Origin of the sequence: Collinsella sp. AM15-2, assembly GCF_003471985.1 — a bacterium.
Lineage (GTDB): Bacteria > Actinomycetota > Coriobacteriia > Coriobacteriales > Coriobacteriaceae > Collinsella.
The window spans coordinates 208,736-223,173 of record NZ_QRKO01000002.1; the positions used below are offsets into that span (position 1 = coordinate 208,736).

Annotated in this window: 12 protein-coding genes and 1 tRNA gene; 3 read left to right on the forward strand and 10 right to left on the reverse strand. The window is 60.6% G+C overall.

What is annotated here, in order from left to right; translation table 11 throughout:
* Positions 1 to 462: 462 nt before the first annotated feature.
* From DW171_RS02070 to disA, 7 genes are all read right to left on the reverse strand, one after another.
* Positions 463 to 537 (reverse strand) — tRNA-Thr (locus DW171_RS02070).
* 197 nt (positions 538 to 734) lie between these two features.
* Positions 735 to 1,412: an NYN domain-containing protein gene (locus tag DW171_RS02075; protein WP_006234978.1), complete on the reverse strand. Its 678-nt coding sequence runs from the start codon at positions 1,410 to 1,412 to the stop codon at positions 735 to 737.
* A gap of 3 nt (positions 1,413 to 1,415) precedes the next feature.
* On the reverse strand, positions 1,416 to 2,336 hold the full coding sequence (gene rlmB / locus DW171_RS02080) for a 23S rRNA (guanosine(2251)-2'-O)-methyltransferase RlmB (RefSeq protein ID WP_118270277.1): 921 nt from the start codon (positions 2,334 to 2,336) through the stop codon (positions 1,416 to 1,418).
* A 143-nt stretch (positions 2,337 to 2,479) separates the two neighbouring features.
* Positions 2,480 to 3,946, reverse strand: a complete 1,467-nt coding sequence (cysS, locus tag DW171_RS02085) for a cysteine--tRNA ligase (RefSeq protein WP_118270278.1) — start codon at positions 3,944 to 3,946, stop codon at positions 2,480 to 2,482.
* Positions 3,947 to 3,949: 3 nt separating this feature from the next.
* On the reverse strand, positions 3,950 to 4,444 hold the full coding sequence (ispF, locus tag DW171_RS02090) for a 2-C-methyl-D-erythritol 2,4-cyclodiphosphate synthase (protein WP_006234975.1): 495 nt from the start codon (positions 4,442 to 4,444) through the stop codon (positions 3,950 to 3,952).
* The gene (ispD, locus tag DW171_RS02095; RefSeq protein ID WP_117799683.1) at positions 4,434 to 5,162 is read right to left on the reverse strand and encodes a 2-C-methyl-D-erythritol 4-phosphate cytidylyltransferase; all 729 of its coding nucleotides are present in this window, start codon (positions 5,160 to 5,162) and stop codon (positions 4,434 to 4,436) included. Before ispD ends, ispF begins: the two co-directional genes overlap by 11 nt.
* Complete coding sequence (disA, locus tag DW171_RS02100) at positions 5,162 to 6,229, reverse strand: DNA integrity scanning diadenylate cyclase DisA (RefSeq protein WP_089572525.1); 1,068 nt, start codon at positions 6,227 to 6,229, stop codon at positions 5,162 to 5,164. Before disA ends, ispD begins: the two co-directional genes overlap by 1 nt.
* Before the next feature lie 349 nt (positions 6,230 to 6,578).
* Between disA and DW171_RS02105 the strand changes: the two genes are divergently transcribed.
* The 3 genes from DW171_RS02105 (at position 6,579) to DW171_RS02115 (ending at position 9,022) form a co-directional block, all read left to right on the forward strand.
* Entirely contained in the window at positions 6,579 to 7,157 is a 579-nt protein-coding gene (locus DW171_RS02105; RefSeq protein ID WP_117635969.1) for a manganese efflux pump MntP family protein, read from the forward strand.
* Positions 7,158 to 7,285: 128 nt separating this feature from the next.
* Positions 7,286 to 7,717 (forward strand): helix-turn-helix domain-containing protein, encoded by a 432-nt coding sequence (locus tag DW171_RS02110; RefSeq protein ID WP_158551009.1) that lies wholly within the window; start codon positions 7,286 to 7,288, stop codon positions 7,715 to 7,717.
* Positions 7,718 to 9,022, forward strand: a complete 1,305-nt coding sequence (locus DW171_RS02115) for a type II toxin-antitoxin system HipA family toxin (protein WP_117816901.1) — start codon at positions 7,718 to 7,720, stop codon at positions 9,020 to 9,022.
* Between the two features lie 128 nt (positions 9,023 to 9,150).
* Here the strand turns inward: DW171_RS02115 and DW171_RS02120 are convergent, their stop codons facing one another.
* From DW171_RS02120 to DW171_RS02130, 3 genes are all read right to left on the reverse strand, one after another.
* Positions 9,151 to 10,608 carry an aminoacyl-histidine dipeptidase gene (locus DW171_RS02120; protein WP_118270279.1) on the reverse strand — a complete coding sequence of 486 codons (1,458 nt, stop codon included), beginning with the start codon at positions 10,606 to 10,608 and terminating at the stop codon, positions 9,151 to 9,153.
* 326 nt (positions 10,609 to 10,934) lie between these two features.
* Positions 10,935 to 13,577, reverse strand: a complete 2,643-nt coding sequence (locus DW171_RS02125; protein ID WP_118270280.1) for an ATP-dependent Clp protease ATP-binding subunit — start codon at positions 13,575 to 13,577, stop codon at positions 10,935 to 10,937.
* Between the two features lie 186 nt (positions 13,578 to 13,763).
* A complete protein-coding gene (locus DW171_RS02130; protein WP_117639661.1) occupies positions 13,764 to 14,357 on the reverse strand; it encodes a DUF2798 domain-containing protein in 594 nt (197 codons plus the stop codon).
* Between the last annotated feature and the right edge of the window lie 81 nt (positions 14,358 to 14,438).

Genomic DNA, 14,438 nt, shown 5'->3' on the forward strand with positions numbered 1-14,438 from the left:
CGATTAATCCATTCGGATTCCTGAGGCACAAACGACCCCGATTCCACAATGAAATCGGGGTCGTTGTTTCTAAAGCCGTCGATAGACAATCGGTGTTTACCTTAGCTCCCTATCCAAGTTAATTATCCACGCTCGTTCTCCGGTCGGGAGATTTTCTTAGCTCGCGTATCCAGAAATCCACGCTCGAGCAGGACATCCAGATCCGCGTCCGCCCTTGTCTCGATCTGTAACAGCAAGAGGCCTATTCCGCTTCTACATGTTACAGATCAAGATATTCCTAAAACACCCTAAGTTTCATCTCAATCTGTAACAGTTAGATGCCGAATATCGGTCTTGGTGTTACAGATTTAGACAAACTGGAGGACGAGACAAACCAAAAACGGGATGGGCGCTAACCCGATGGCGCACCACCTAAATAGAAACGGGCTCTGTCCCTCTTGGAGACAGAGCCCGAAACTCTCATGGAGCCAGTGACAGGAATCGAACCTGCAACCCACTGATTACAAATCAGTTGCGCTACCGTTGCGCCACACTGGCACACTTGGCGCTTTCGCGCGAAGCCAATTAAGAATAAAGGAATTGCTGACGAGGCGCAACAGACCCTTCGACCGACCACATCTCAAAACTATTCGCCAGAACGAATAGTTTTATCTGTTCGCCAAAACAAAAAACTATTCGTTTTGGCGACGGCAACGGGCTGGCCAATTGGGAAACGGGTCTCTATAGATACTCCCCTACCTCCCGCGAAGGGCCTTGAGCTTGGCCAGGGCATCGGGGCTCAGGCGGCTGCCCAGGGTCATCTTGATCTGCGGAGCTTCCTCTGCCTCGTGAACATCGTTATCTATCTGCTTGATCTCGTCCACCAGCATGCGGCTCGAGATGCGCGTAACGCCCTTACCCATGACGACGGCCTGGATCGTGCCGTCGCTCGACACCACGGAGCACGCGCGGCCTTCCTCGCGCGCCTCGATGCAGAGCTTCTGCACCACGGTGTCGGCCGATACGCCCGTCGGCGAAAACTCGATGCGCACGCCGCGGGCCGGCAGGTTGGGGCGCTCGCTGGAGATATTGCCCGCGCCGTCAAACACGATTACGGCCTCGTAGCGGCCCTGGGCAAACGCGGCAACATCGTTGATGAGTGCCGTGCGCGCCATATCGTGAACGTCGCTGGAATACGGATCATCGGAATGGTCGTAGACGAGCTTTTCGTAGCGCGGCGTGCAGTGGATCACGTTGTAGCCGTCGACCACCAGCAGCTCGGGCTTATTGGAGTGCACCGTCGAGACCGGGTCGGCGATGGCCTGCGCAAACGCATTGCCGCCCACGCCATAGGTCGCGGCCGAAACAATCGGCTTGGCCGAGCCTTCGCCAAAGCGCTTGGCCTTGGACTTGGCGCGGTTCTTCTTGGACATGCGCTACTCCTCCCCCATGAGCTCGCCGGCATTGCGGCGCAGCCACTCAAAGCACAGCGCGGTGGTCGCCTGGGCCACATTGAGACTCTCGGTCATGCCGCGCTGGGGAAGCTTGGTCAAAAAGTCGCATTTCTCGAGCACCAGGCGCGAGATGCCGTCGCCCTCGGAGCCCATGACGAGCGCAACGCGGCCCTCGAAGGGAGCATCCCAGCAGCTGCCCTCGGCGTGCTCGGAAGCACCGCCCACCCAAAAGCCGGCGGCCTTGAGGTCGTCAAGCGCTCGGGCGATATTGGGAACCTGCGCGATGGGCAGGTGCATGACGGCACCAGCGGAGGTTTTGTAGCTGCCTACGGTCACACCGGCGGCGCGCTTGTTGGCAATGATGACGCCCGCTGCGCCCACGACCTCGGCAGAGCGCACGATCGCACCAAAATTGCCATCGTCGGTCACATGGTCGAGCACGACGACGAGCGCCGGTCCTTCACCCGCGCGATCGAGAATATCGGCGATATCGGCATAGGGGAAATTGCCCACCTCGAGCGCAATGCCCTGGTGAGCGCCATGGCTCGACAGCGCATCGAGCTGCGTGCGCGGCACATACTTAATGCGGACGTCCGCGGCGTTGAGGTCGTCGACCAGGCGCGACAAGGCGGCATCGCGCTCCCCGCCCTCGGCGATGAGCGCGCACTTGACGGGAAAGCCGGTACGCAGTGCCTCGGCGGCAGCACGACGACCTTCGATAAACTCGCCCTTGGGAACCTGAACGTTGTCGCGGTTGCGATCTCGCTGCGAACGCGCAGCCTGGGCTTGGGAGCGCTCGCGCTGGCCCTTGGGAGTGGCAGCGCGGTCGTTGCGGCGAATCGGACGCGAGCCAGAAGCAGCCTGCTTGCCTCCACGCGGTGCACGTTTGCGATTGTCGGCCATAAAACGGCCTCCTTAAATAGATAACGAACAAGAATCGACCGTCCGAGCCACGGCACCTTGCCTTTCAATCGTTGGGCATGACCACCAGGTCTATGCCCTCCTCTTTCAAGGCAATCTGCCGCACCTCGAACGGTCGACAAATACTAGAGACTCTTAATACGAGTACCCGCGGCCGTATCTTCAATCGTCAGGCCCAGGTCCTTGAGCTGGTCGCGGATGGCGTCGGCCAGATCCCAGTTCTTGGCGGCACGGGCCTCGGCACGGGCCTCGAGAATCTTGGCAGCGGCCTCGTCCACGTCGTCACCCGTGTAGGCGACCAGGCCGGCGGCAACGCCCAGCAGGCCCAGCGGCAACTCGACCTTGGGCTCGGGGAGCTCGACGCCAAACGTATCGAGCAGCTCGACCAGCGTATCGGCAGCAGCAAGCGCAGCGGCCTTGTCGGCAGCATCGCCCGCCTGCTCCAGGTACTGGTTGCACTCGGTCACAAAGCCAAAGACAGCACCCATGGCACCAGCGGTATTAAAGTCGTCGTCCATGCACTCCTTAAAGGTGGCACGGGTCTCGGCGGCCTTGGCGGCAAACGCCTCAGATGCTGCCTCATCGGCATCGGCCGCCGCATGGTTCGCGGCCCAGCGCAGGTTCTCGACCGTACCGGCGATACGCGTAAGCGAGTTCTCGGCACCCTCCAGGCGCTCCCAAGAAAAATCGAGCGGCGAGCGATAGCTCGTCTGCAGCATCAGCAGACGCAGAGCAGCAGCGGAGTGCTGCTCGAGGACCTCGGCCAGCGTAAAGAAGTTGCCGAGCGACTTGGACATCTTCTCGCCGTCTACCAGCAGCATGCCCGTGTGCATCCAGGTGTTGGAGAAGCCCTGGTGCCAGGCGCAGGTGGCCTGGGCGCACTCGTTCTCGTGATGCGGGAAGGCAAGGTCGGAGCCGCCGCCGTGGATGTCGATCGGGGTGCCCAGGTAGCGATGCACCATGGCGGCGCACTCGGTGTGCCAACCGGGACGGCCTTCGCCCCAGGGGCTCGGCCAGCTGGGTTCGCCGGGCTTAGCGGCCTTCCACAGGGCAAAGTCGAGCGGGTCGTTCTTGTCCTCGTTCTCCTCGATGCGCGCGCCAACCATAAGGTCGTCGATGTTGCGGCCCGAGACCTGACCATAGTTGGGATCGCTGCGCACGGCAAAGTACACATCGCCGTTATCGGCTGCGTAAGCGTGGCCCTGCTCGATAAGCGTCTTGATCATAGCGATCATGGGGCCGATCTCCTTGGTGGCGCGGGGGCGCACATCGGGATCGAGCACGTTGGCGGCGCGCATGACGCCGATGAACTTGTCGGAGAACTCCGTCGCGACCTCGGCGGCCGTACGGCCCTGCTCGTTGGCGCGCTTGATGATCTTGTCGTCGACATCGGTGAGGTTCTGGGCGAACGTGACCTCGTAACCGCTCGCGATGAGCCAGCGGCGAATCACGTCAAAGCTGATGAACGTGCGGGCGTTGCCGATATGGATGTTGTCGTAGACCGTGGGGCCGCACACGTACATGCGAACCTTGCCGGACTCGATGGGCTGGAACTCTTCCTTTTTATGGGTAGCGCTGTTGTAGATACGCATTCGTTACTCCTTAACGGTTTTCTGTAGCAGGCAGACGGCCCAGGCGCCAATTCCCTCGCCTTGGCCTTCCCAACCGAGCTTTTCGGTCGTGGTGGCGGCGACGCCCACGTTTTCCACGTCGACGCCCAGGGCATGGGCAAGGTTGGCGCGCATGGCATCGCGGTGCGGAGTGATCTTGGGTTGCTGACAGGCAATGGTGCAATCGGCATCGACAAACTCAAAGCCCAGCTCGCGCGCATAGTCCATCACGCGGGCGAGCAGTACCATCGAATCGGCACCCTCGTAGGCGGGATCGGTGTCGGGGAATAGCTTGCCGATATCTCCCCCGCGGCAGGCGCCCAGAATGGCGTCGGCCAAGGCGTGCGCGAGCACATCGGCATCCGAGTGGCCCAGCAGGCCGCGCTCGTAGGGAATGTCGACACCGCCGATGATACATCGACGCCCCTCCACCAGACGGTGAACGTCGTAGCCATGGCCAATGCGCAGGTTACTGAACATGGGGAAGGTCCTCTCCCTCGGCCATGCGGCCAAGCAGAATCGCGGTTACGGGACGCAGGTCCTCGGGTACCGTCACCTTAAGGTTATCGCGCGGGCTCTGGACACAGCGGACGCGCCCGCCCATGCGCTCGACCAGCGATGAATCGTCGGTACCGATAAAGCCCTCGGCGATAGCAGCGGCGTGAGCGCGCTTCATGGCGTCGACGCTAAAGATCTGCGGCGTCTGCGCGGCCCAGTACAGCTCGCGCGGCGGCGTCTCGACGATGTTGTCGCCATCGACGATCTTGAGCGTGTCGATCGCGGGCTGACCGCACACGATACCGTCGAGAGCACGGTCGCTCACGAGCACGTCGACCGCATGATCGATGGCCTCGGTCGTGATGAGCGGACGGGCGCCGTCGTGGATGGCGACATATTCGAAACCCGCCGGTACCGCATGCACGCCGGCACGGGTGGAGTCCTGGCGGGTGTCGCCGGCATCGGCAAAACTGATGGGCGTGTCATAGTCAAACGGGTCGATGGCCAGGCGGCGCATCTCGGCACGGCGCTCGGCAGGGCACACCACCACGATGTGGCCGACCTTGTTGCTACGATCGAACGCGCGGATGGACCAGCTCATGAGCGGACGGCCCGCCACGTTAACGAGCTGCTTGCCGCCGGGATTTCCAAAGCGCTGGCCGCTGCCGCCGGCAACGACCACGGCGCATACGGGCGCCATTATGCGTTCCCCTGTTTGGTACCCTTCATGCGGTACAGGGAGTCCGCAAGAATGGCAGGGTTGTTGACGCCAAAGTCGCCCAGGCGCTCCGGATCCTCGCTGATGTCATCCATGAGCTCCTGCAGCGAGCCGTACTCGTCGACGATCTTCTCGGCCACGCCGTCGCGCACGACGGACACGCGCGAAAGCGTGCGCAGGCCCAGCGGCGTCATGACGGAGTCCTCGTCCAGGTCGTCGTAACCCAGAACCGCCGCCACATGCTGTGGGTCGGACAGGTCCTTAGGCGTCATACGGCTCAGGTTGGCGCGGATCTTTTCGGCATTGGCCTCGGAGGAATCACTCGCATAGTCGCGAATCATCAGGTCGTACTCGGTATCCATGCTGGAGCCGGCGAGCTGCTCGAGCTGCATCTGCACGAGCTTGCCCTGGTTGCCCAGCTTGACAATGCAATCCTTAAGCTCAGTCTTTGCCTGCTGCATGATCTCGAAGCTCGAGAAAATCCCGGTGATATCGGCGAGCGTAACGTAGTCATCGAGCTCGAGGGCCGTCAGACGCAGCAGGGAGCGGTCGAGCGACTGACGGGTGGTCTGAAGCGTGGCGACGAGCTGGTTGACCGAGCTCATGATGGTGGTGACGGGCTGGATCTCATAGCTCTTGCCGTGAACGTACACGTTGACGACGGCACGACGGGCCGAGACCGAGATCACGATGGCATCGGTGAGCACCGACATGCGAGCGGCAGTGCGGTGACGCATGCCCGTCTCGCTCGTGGCAAGCGAGGGATCGGGATTGAGGTGGAAGTTGGCGCGCAGGATCTGGGTGAGGTCGCCGTCGATAACGATGGCACCGTCCATCTTGGAGAGCTCGAACAGGCGGTTCGAGGTGAACGAAATGTTGAGTGGGAAGCCGTCGTTACCGGCAGCGAGCACGTTTTCGGTGTCGCCGACGCAGATAAGGGCACCCAGGTGACCGGCGATGATCATGTCGAGGGCGGTGCGGATCGGCTGACCAGGTGCCGTCAGGCGGATGGCCTGTTCCATACGCTTTTGCAGCTCGTTCTTATCCAAGGCATCGCTCCCATCGCATACGCTCCATAAACGCTAAATAGTTTCTCACGGTTTGTCCCCGCGGCGCTCGCGAAATCCGATGCTTACAGAATGAGCGAACACCGCTGAGAGCCTCAACCCAAATGAGCTGTTCATGTGGTAGCATCGGGATTCACATGAATGAGGGAGTAGTCGCGTGACCGGGTTCGCCTCCGGTGGCGCGGCAAGTCAACATACTGGCCGACACGGTCTGGCTTGCCTTAATGAACGAGACTCGTGGTTGTACGCGCGGCGCGTACGCCACGGGTCTTTTTTGTTGCTCCCCTGTCAGAAGTACACGCGGGTTCGCCCGCAAGGAGGGAGCCAAACCATGGGACTCGTAGAGCTCGTGCTGCTCGCCATTGGCCTTTCGATGGACGCCTTTGCCGTATCCATCTGCAAGGGCCTTGGCATGAAGAAGATCAACCTTAAGGTCGCCGTAGTGCTCGGCCTGTTCTTTGGCGGCTTCCAGGCCGGCATGCCCGTGATCGGATGGGCGCTTGGCAGCCAGTTTATGGGCATCATCGGCCCCATCGACCATTGGATTGCCTTTATCCTTTTGGCCTTCATCGGCGGCAAAATGCTGTGGGAGGCTTTTACCGAGGACGAGGATGAAGGCGACGGCAAGAATGCCGAAAAGATTGAACTGAGCGAGTACCTGATCCTCGCCATCGCCACTTCAATCGACGCCCTGGCCGTGGGCATCTCGTTCGCCGCGCTTTCGGTCGACATCGTTCCCGCTGTATCGCTTATCGGCGTCACAACGTTTATCTTCTCCGTCGCCGGCGTAGCGATCGGCCACACCTTTGGCGCGCGCTACGAAAAACCTGCCACCATCGTGGGCGGCATCGTGCTCATCCTCATCGGACTTAAGATCTTGCTTGAGCATCTGGGGATTTTGGCGCTGTAACGCCAAACACAATCGCTCAAAACTCAACGCCAGTACAAGGCCTCATGCAAAGTTTTGCATGAGGCCTTTTCGTGCAGACTTTTGCATGTCATACTGATATGCAAAAGTCTGCACGTTAGGAGATCGCCGTGAATACCCTTCCCATCACCACACCGCGCCAAGCTGGCATCTACGTGCGCCAGGCACGCGAGGCTCAGGGTCTCACCCGTGCCGCCCTCGCCAAAACGGCCAGTGTTTCAGAGCGCCTGCTCGCATCGCTCGAGCTAGGAGACGCCACCGGCATTCGACTCGACAAGTTGCTGTCCGTCTTTAACGCACTCGGCATAGGTCTCTTTGCGCAAAGCGATAACGACTCCATCGCATCGCCCTCCGAACATCCGACGACGAAAGCGGACCTCCCTATCGCGAACTCGAATGCCCTGCCAAAGCCAAGCGTAGGCAGACGACCCGCTCGACAGGGAACGCCATCTTCCTATGGTGCCTTGCTGGCCCAAATCGCAGCCGAGCAAGGCCTTTCCGACACTTCAGACCTCTCCTTTGACTGTAAGGTTGTGAAATAAATGGCAGAGATGGAGCTTGCGACCCTCATTTGTGGCGAAATCGCAGGCACTCTCCGGCAAGACGAGCATGGACTCTGCAGCTTTGTATACGCCCCAACCTATCGCGGAGCACCACTATCGCTTACAATGCCGCTTTCCAATCGCACGTATGGCCATAACATCGTCCGCCCGTTCCTATTTGGCCTTTTGCCCGACAGCCAAGAGCAGCGTCGCGCTATTGCCGCCGAGCATGACGTTGCATCCAACAACCCCGTCGCCCTCTTGTGCCATATCGGTCTTGACTGCGCAGGGGCCGTTCAGTTTTGTCGAACCGATCAATTAGGCGCCGCCCGCGGCAGGGTCTCGGCATACCGCCCGCTTACCAATTCTCAAATCGCTCACAAGCTCAAAGCAATTCGCGATGACGAAAGAGAGACATGGATGGGCTCCAACGAAAGCTGGTCCCTGGGCGGCAACCAAGGCAAATTTGCACTAGCTTGGCATGATGGCCAATGGTGCGAATGTCTAGGGTCATCCCCCACTACCCATATCTTCAAAAATGGTGTCGTTGGGTTCAAACATCAGGCCTTAAACGAATTCGTCTGCATGAAAACGGCTCGGCGTGTTGGCATTCCAACTGCCAACGTCTCCTATTGCACATTTGAAGACGAAGCCGCGCTCGTCGTTGAACGGTACGACAGAATTGTCAATAGCAGCGGAAATATCGAAAGGCTGCATCAGGAGGACTTTTGCCAGGCGCTCGGTGTATTGCCAAGCCAGAAATACACCGCCGACGGAGGACCAACCACACGAGACATCCAAGAACGACTGATTAACACAGTCCCCCACCACATGAATCTTGTGCTTTTTACCTATATGTTGTTCTATAACGCCATTATCGGAGCGCCTGACGCACACGCTAAAAACTACTCGCTCATCCTAGGTAAAGGCACAAACGCAGCGCTCGCACCCATGTACGATGTCGCATCGGGCTTGGCGTACGAGCGTATGCGCCGCCGGGCGCGCCTTGCCATGAGCGTTGGCGGCGAAAATCGAGTGGGGCGCATCGGTCCAGGCGCTATCCGCCGATACCACGGTATGGGCGACCCCGCGCTGGAGGCGGCGCTCACCGATGCCGGGCTATCCGAGAAGTTTTGCTTTGCGACCATGATGGATCTCGCCTACGAGGTGCCCATTTGTATGGAAGAGATCATGGACGAATACGCCGACCTGCCCGGCATGGCGGACCTGCGCGAGCATATGCTCGGCCCCGTCCGCGAAAACTGCCAGCGCACCCTCGACCTCATCAAGGCGGATATGGGCTAGGCGCCAATCAATCCACATTTCTTAAAAGAAGAGGGGGGGGGCACCCGTCGCAAAAGTTCGGATGCCCCCTCTCGTAATGTCATTTGCAATCCGCTAGCACGTGGCTCGAACTGCTGCTAGCGCGACCCTTACGCGGCAAGGCGCTTGAGGACGTCGATGAGCAGCTCGTAGAAGCGCTCGGCAGAAGCGAGCTCCATGCTCTCGTCCGGGGTGTGGACATCGGAGAGCGTCGGGCCCACGGCGATGGCGTCCAGGCCGTGCAGGGCCTCAGCAAACAGGCCGCACTCAAGGCCAGCGTGAATGGACTCGATGCGCAGCTCGGAGCCAAAGAGCTCGCGATAGCTCTCGACAAAAACGTCGCGGACCGGCGAATGCTCGGCATAGCTCCAGCCGGGATACTCGAACTCGAACTTGGCGTCGAAGCCCAAGACATCGGCCAGCGTCTGGAGGCGGTCCTTGAACTCGTTCTGCAGCGAGGTGATCGAGGAGCGCGGGGACAGCATGATCTTGACCTCGTCGTCAGAAGTGGCGACCACACCGATGTTGGAGGAAACCTCGACGGAGCCGTCGGTGGCGACGTTGCGGCGAATCACGCCGTTAGGGGCAAGACGCAGAGCGCGAATGAGGGCAAGTGCGGACTTCTGGTCCATGGCCTCGACCTCGGCGTCGTCGGCAATCTCGACGGTGCAGGTAAAGCCGGGATCGAAGACCTCGAGCTCGGCAGTGACGTCGGCGATGATGCCACGGGCGATCTGGGCCGCGGCCTCGGCGGCAGCGTGGTCGGCGTAGACCAGAACAGCCTTGCACTCACGGTTGATGGCGTTATCCTTAGTGCCGCCGTTAAAGCTAACGATGGCGGGCTCGCCGGCGACCATCAGGCGGTCGATGATGCGGGCCATGATGAGGTTGCCGTTGCCGCGCTCCAGGTTGATATCGTTGCCGGAATGACCACCCAGTAGGCCGGAGATGTCGAGCGTGAGGGTGCTGCCGGTCTTGTGCTCGCGCACGATGGGGCAGGTGTAGGTAACAACGACGCCGCCGGCGCAGCTGACGGTGGCAACGCCCTCTTCCTCGGAGTCAAGGTTAATCATGGTGCGGGCGCTAATCTGGGACTTGTCGAGCGTCTCGGCGCCGACCAGGCCAGTCTCCTCGTCGGTGGTGAATACGCACTCGAGGGCGGGGTGAACGATCGAATCGTCGTTGAGCACAGTAAGCATCAGAGCGACAGCAATACCGTTGTCGGCGCCCAGGGTGGTGCCGTTAGCGGTGAGGACGCCGTCCTTCACGACCAGGTCGATACCGTCGGTCGTAAAGTCGTGCTCAACAGAGCCCAACTTGTCGCACACCATATCGATGTGGCCCTGCAGCATCACAGTCGGGGCATTCTCGGCGCCGGCAGAAGCGGGCTTGCGAATGATGACGTTGTAGACCTCGTCCTGGTACACATCGAGGCCGCGCTCCTTGGCAAACGCAACCAGGAAATCGCTGATGCCCTTCTCGTTGCCAGACCCACGGGGGATCGCGCTGACCTCCTCAAAGAAATGGAACAGCTGGGCGGGCTCGTAGCCGGTGATCTTGTAATCCATGGTGCCTCCTTGGCGCAACTGGTTAGACAGTAAGACATGCGCCTTGTATATTCCCAGACTTTGCGTGCATAAACCAGTCGAAAACGCCGAGCGCCCTTGCATCATCGGCTAACGGCGGGGAAACGCTACTTTATTAGAATAAAGTAGGTTAGACGGGCCGCGCCAAAGGGACGTTGGACCCTTCAACCAACCTCAACGCTTGATCAACGTTTATGCATACGCCATTGATATGTTTAATGAGATCTACTTTGAACGAAGGGTCCTTTTTCAACAGAAAAAGGGCGCTCCTTTGGAACGCCCTCGTGGACACAAGGTTTTGTTACGCCCTACAGCGCGCCAGAGCCGGTTTGCATCATGCCGCCGGGGCCCGAGGTCACGCCGCCGCTCACGGGCGCGGCGTTGCCGGTGTGCGGTGCCGCCGGGGTGGTATCGCCACCGAGCGTGCCCGCCGGACGCGGTGCCGGGATCTCGCCCGTACCGTGGCTAAAGACAAACTTGCCATCGGCCACGTCGCACAGGACGGTATCGCCCTCGCCCCACTCGCCGGCCAGCAGCTCCTCGGACAACGGGTCCTCGATGAGCTTTTGGATGGCACGGCGCAGCGGACGCGCGCCATTGGTGAGGTCGGTACCCTCGGCCACGATCTTGTCATAGGCCGCATCGGTGAGCTTGATGTTCATACCGTTGGCGATCAGACGCTGACGTAGGTCGTCCACCAGCAGGTGCGCGATCTTGGTCAGATTCTCGCCCGAAAGCTTCTGGAACACCACGATGTCATCGATACGGTTGAGCAGCTCGGGGCGGAACAGGCGCTTGAGCTCGCCCATCGCGCGGCCGCGGATCTCGCTCGAGGTAAGACCCTGCTCGCCCGTGGTACCAAAGCCCACGCTTGCATCCTGCGCAATCTCGCGGGCGCCCACGTTGGACGTCATGATGATCACAGTGTTGCGGAAGTCGACCGTCTTGCCCTGGCTATCGGTCAGACGACCCTCTTCCAGCACCTGCAGCAGAATGTTGAAGATATCGGGGTGCGCCTTCTCGATCTCGTCGAACAGCACGACCGAGTACGGGTGGCGACGAACGGCCTTGGTGAGCTGGCCGCCCTCGTCGTGACCGACGTAACCCGGAGGGCTACCGATGAGCTTGGAGACCTCGAACTCGCTACCGAACTCGGACATGTCGAAGCTGATGAGCGCGTCCTTGCTGCCAAAGAGGTACTCGGCGAGCGTCTTGGCGAGCTCGGTCTTGCCCGTGCCGGTGGGACCCAGGAAGATAAAGCTGCCGCCGGGGCGACGCGGATCCTTGAGCGGCGAGCGGCTGCGGCGCACGGCCTTGGCAACTGCCTCGACAGCCTCATCCTGACCGATAATGCGGGTCTTGAGCACGCTTTCGGCCTGCAGCAGGCGACGGCTCTCGCTCTCGGTAAGCGAGGACACCGGCACGCCCGAGGTCACGGACACGATATCGGCGATCTGGGAGACATCGATGGTGAGCGGGTTGGCGTCGAGCTCGGCCGTCCAGGCAGCCTTGGCCTCGGCGAGCTCAATCTCGGCAGCCTTCTGCTGCTCGGTGATCTCGGCAGCCTTGTTCATGTCGTCGCTCTCGGTGGCCTCCTGCGCGGCGGCCTTGAGCTCCTCTATGCGATGCTCGGCCTCGCGCACCGGCTCGGGCGCGCGGTTAGCGGCGATGCGGGCGCGGGCACCGGCCTCGTCAATGAGGTCGATGGCCTTATCGGGCAGGAAGCGATCCTGGATGTAGCGGTTGGAAAGGTTCGCGGCGGCCTCGATAGCACCCTGCGTATAGCGCACATGGTGGTGCTCCTCGTAGCGCGGCTTGAGCGCGGTCAGGATCTTGACCGTGTCCTCGACGCTCGGCTCCTCGACATCGATGGTCTGGAAGCGACGCTCGAAGGCCGGGTCCTTGGTGAGATACTTGCGGAATTCCTCGGCCGTGGTGGCGCCGATAATCTGGAAGGCACCGCGCGCGAGCACGGGCTTGAGCATGGAGCTCGCGTCGATGGAGCCCTCGGCAGAACCGGCACCGATGATGGTGTGCATCTCATCGATAAACAAGATGACGTCGTCGGCCTCGGTTGCCTCCTGGATCACGTTCTTGAGGCGCTCCTCGAACTCACCGCGATACTTGGCGCCCGCAACGAGACCCGGCAGGTCGAGCGTCCAGATATTCTGGTTCATGAGGTTCTCGGGCACGTTGCCGGCAGCAATCTGTTGCGCCAGTCCCTCGACGATGGCCGTTTTGCCCACGCCGGGATCGCCCAGGATAAGAGGATTGTTCTTGGTGCGGCGCGAAAGGATCTCCATCATACGCTGGACTTCCTTTTCGCGGCCGATCACCGGATCGAGTTCGCCGTCGCGCGCCTTCTGCGTAAGGTTGGTCGCGAACTGCTTAAGTGTATCGGTGCCGCTCCCCTTTTGCTGGGAGGCATCCGAGCCGCTAAAGAACGGCAGGCCCGTACCGGGACGACCAGCACCGGCGCCAGCGAGCGGGCGCTTCTTATCCTGGTCCTTGGCGGTGAGTTTCTCGATAGCCTTTTTGATGGAGGCGGACGACACACCCAGGCGCATGAGGATGTCCATGGCCATGCCGTTGCCCTCTTCGACGATGCCGATCAGCAAGTGCTCGGTCGACACGTAGGTCTGGTTGTTTTCACGCGCCACGCGGAATGAACGCTCCATCACGCTAATGACGAGCGGCGTAAAGGCGAGCTTGGCCGCCTCGGTCTCCTCACTGGGCTCGGGAACCGTGGTCTGGACCTCTTTAAGAGTATCCATGATGTCGTCGTAGGAGATATCGAGCGAACGCAGTGCCTCGGCGGCAATGCCCTCGTCCTCCTTGGCGAGTGCGAGCAGCAGGTGCTCGGTACCCACCTTATTTGAGTGAAGATCGAGCGCTTCTTGCTTGGCCATGGACATGACCTTGCGCGCGCGATCGGTAAAACGGTCTAACATGCTAGTTCCTCTTAGACGAGCTAGTTTTTTCAAACGCAAAGCGCCGCCCGCGGCAGCGCTTTGGTCTCTTTACCCATATGGAGTATATGTTAACCGTTGGGACCTTTCCTGCCCGTAGCCGCGCGACAACGTCTACAAAAAAGGAATTGCTCGGGTCCGTTTGGCGGTTTGGTTTTGAGCTGCTGTCTAGCAGGCGGGCTCGGCGTCCATGCTCTCGGCAACGTCATTGACGGCATCGGCAACGGGAGCGCCCGGCATGCGCACGAGCTCCATGTGCGGCTCGGCAAAGACCGTGCCCATGGGGAAGGCGCGGCGGAAGACAAAGCGAGCAACCGGACCGGCCACCAGCAGGTTCCAGGGCAGGGCCATGATAAAGTTGCGCGGAATGTTAACGAGCCACATCATCGGCAGCAGCTGCAGGTTGGCGAGCGGGCCGCCGGGCATGTGGAACAGGCCCTCGCACGCACCGTAGAGCGACATGATGATGACCATAGGAACGACCATGCAGGAGCTGACGGCGAGCGTCATGGCAATCGGCGAGCTCTTGCCCGGCGTGACCAGGAATTTAAAGGCGAAACCCTTGGCGAGCGGGCTGGCGACAAACCAGTCGCAGCACATGGCAAAAACGTAGGCAACGGGGAAGCCGAGCCACGCGGCGGCAACAACCTCGCCGTTGATGGCCCCATGCTGCAGGGCAACGTTGTAGATGCTCATCCAGAGCACCATGCAAAAGCACATGATAAAGGTGAACAGCAGGCTCTCTCGTTTGTTGATAGGCATAAAGGGCATGGTCCTTTCTGTGTTACGCCGCTACGCCACGCAACAAAAACGGGCGGGCAAGATGGAGCTGTTGGGACTTCA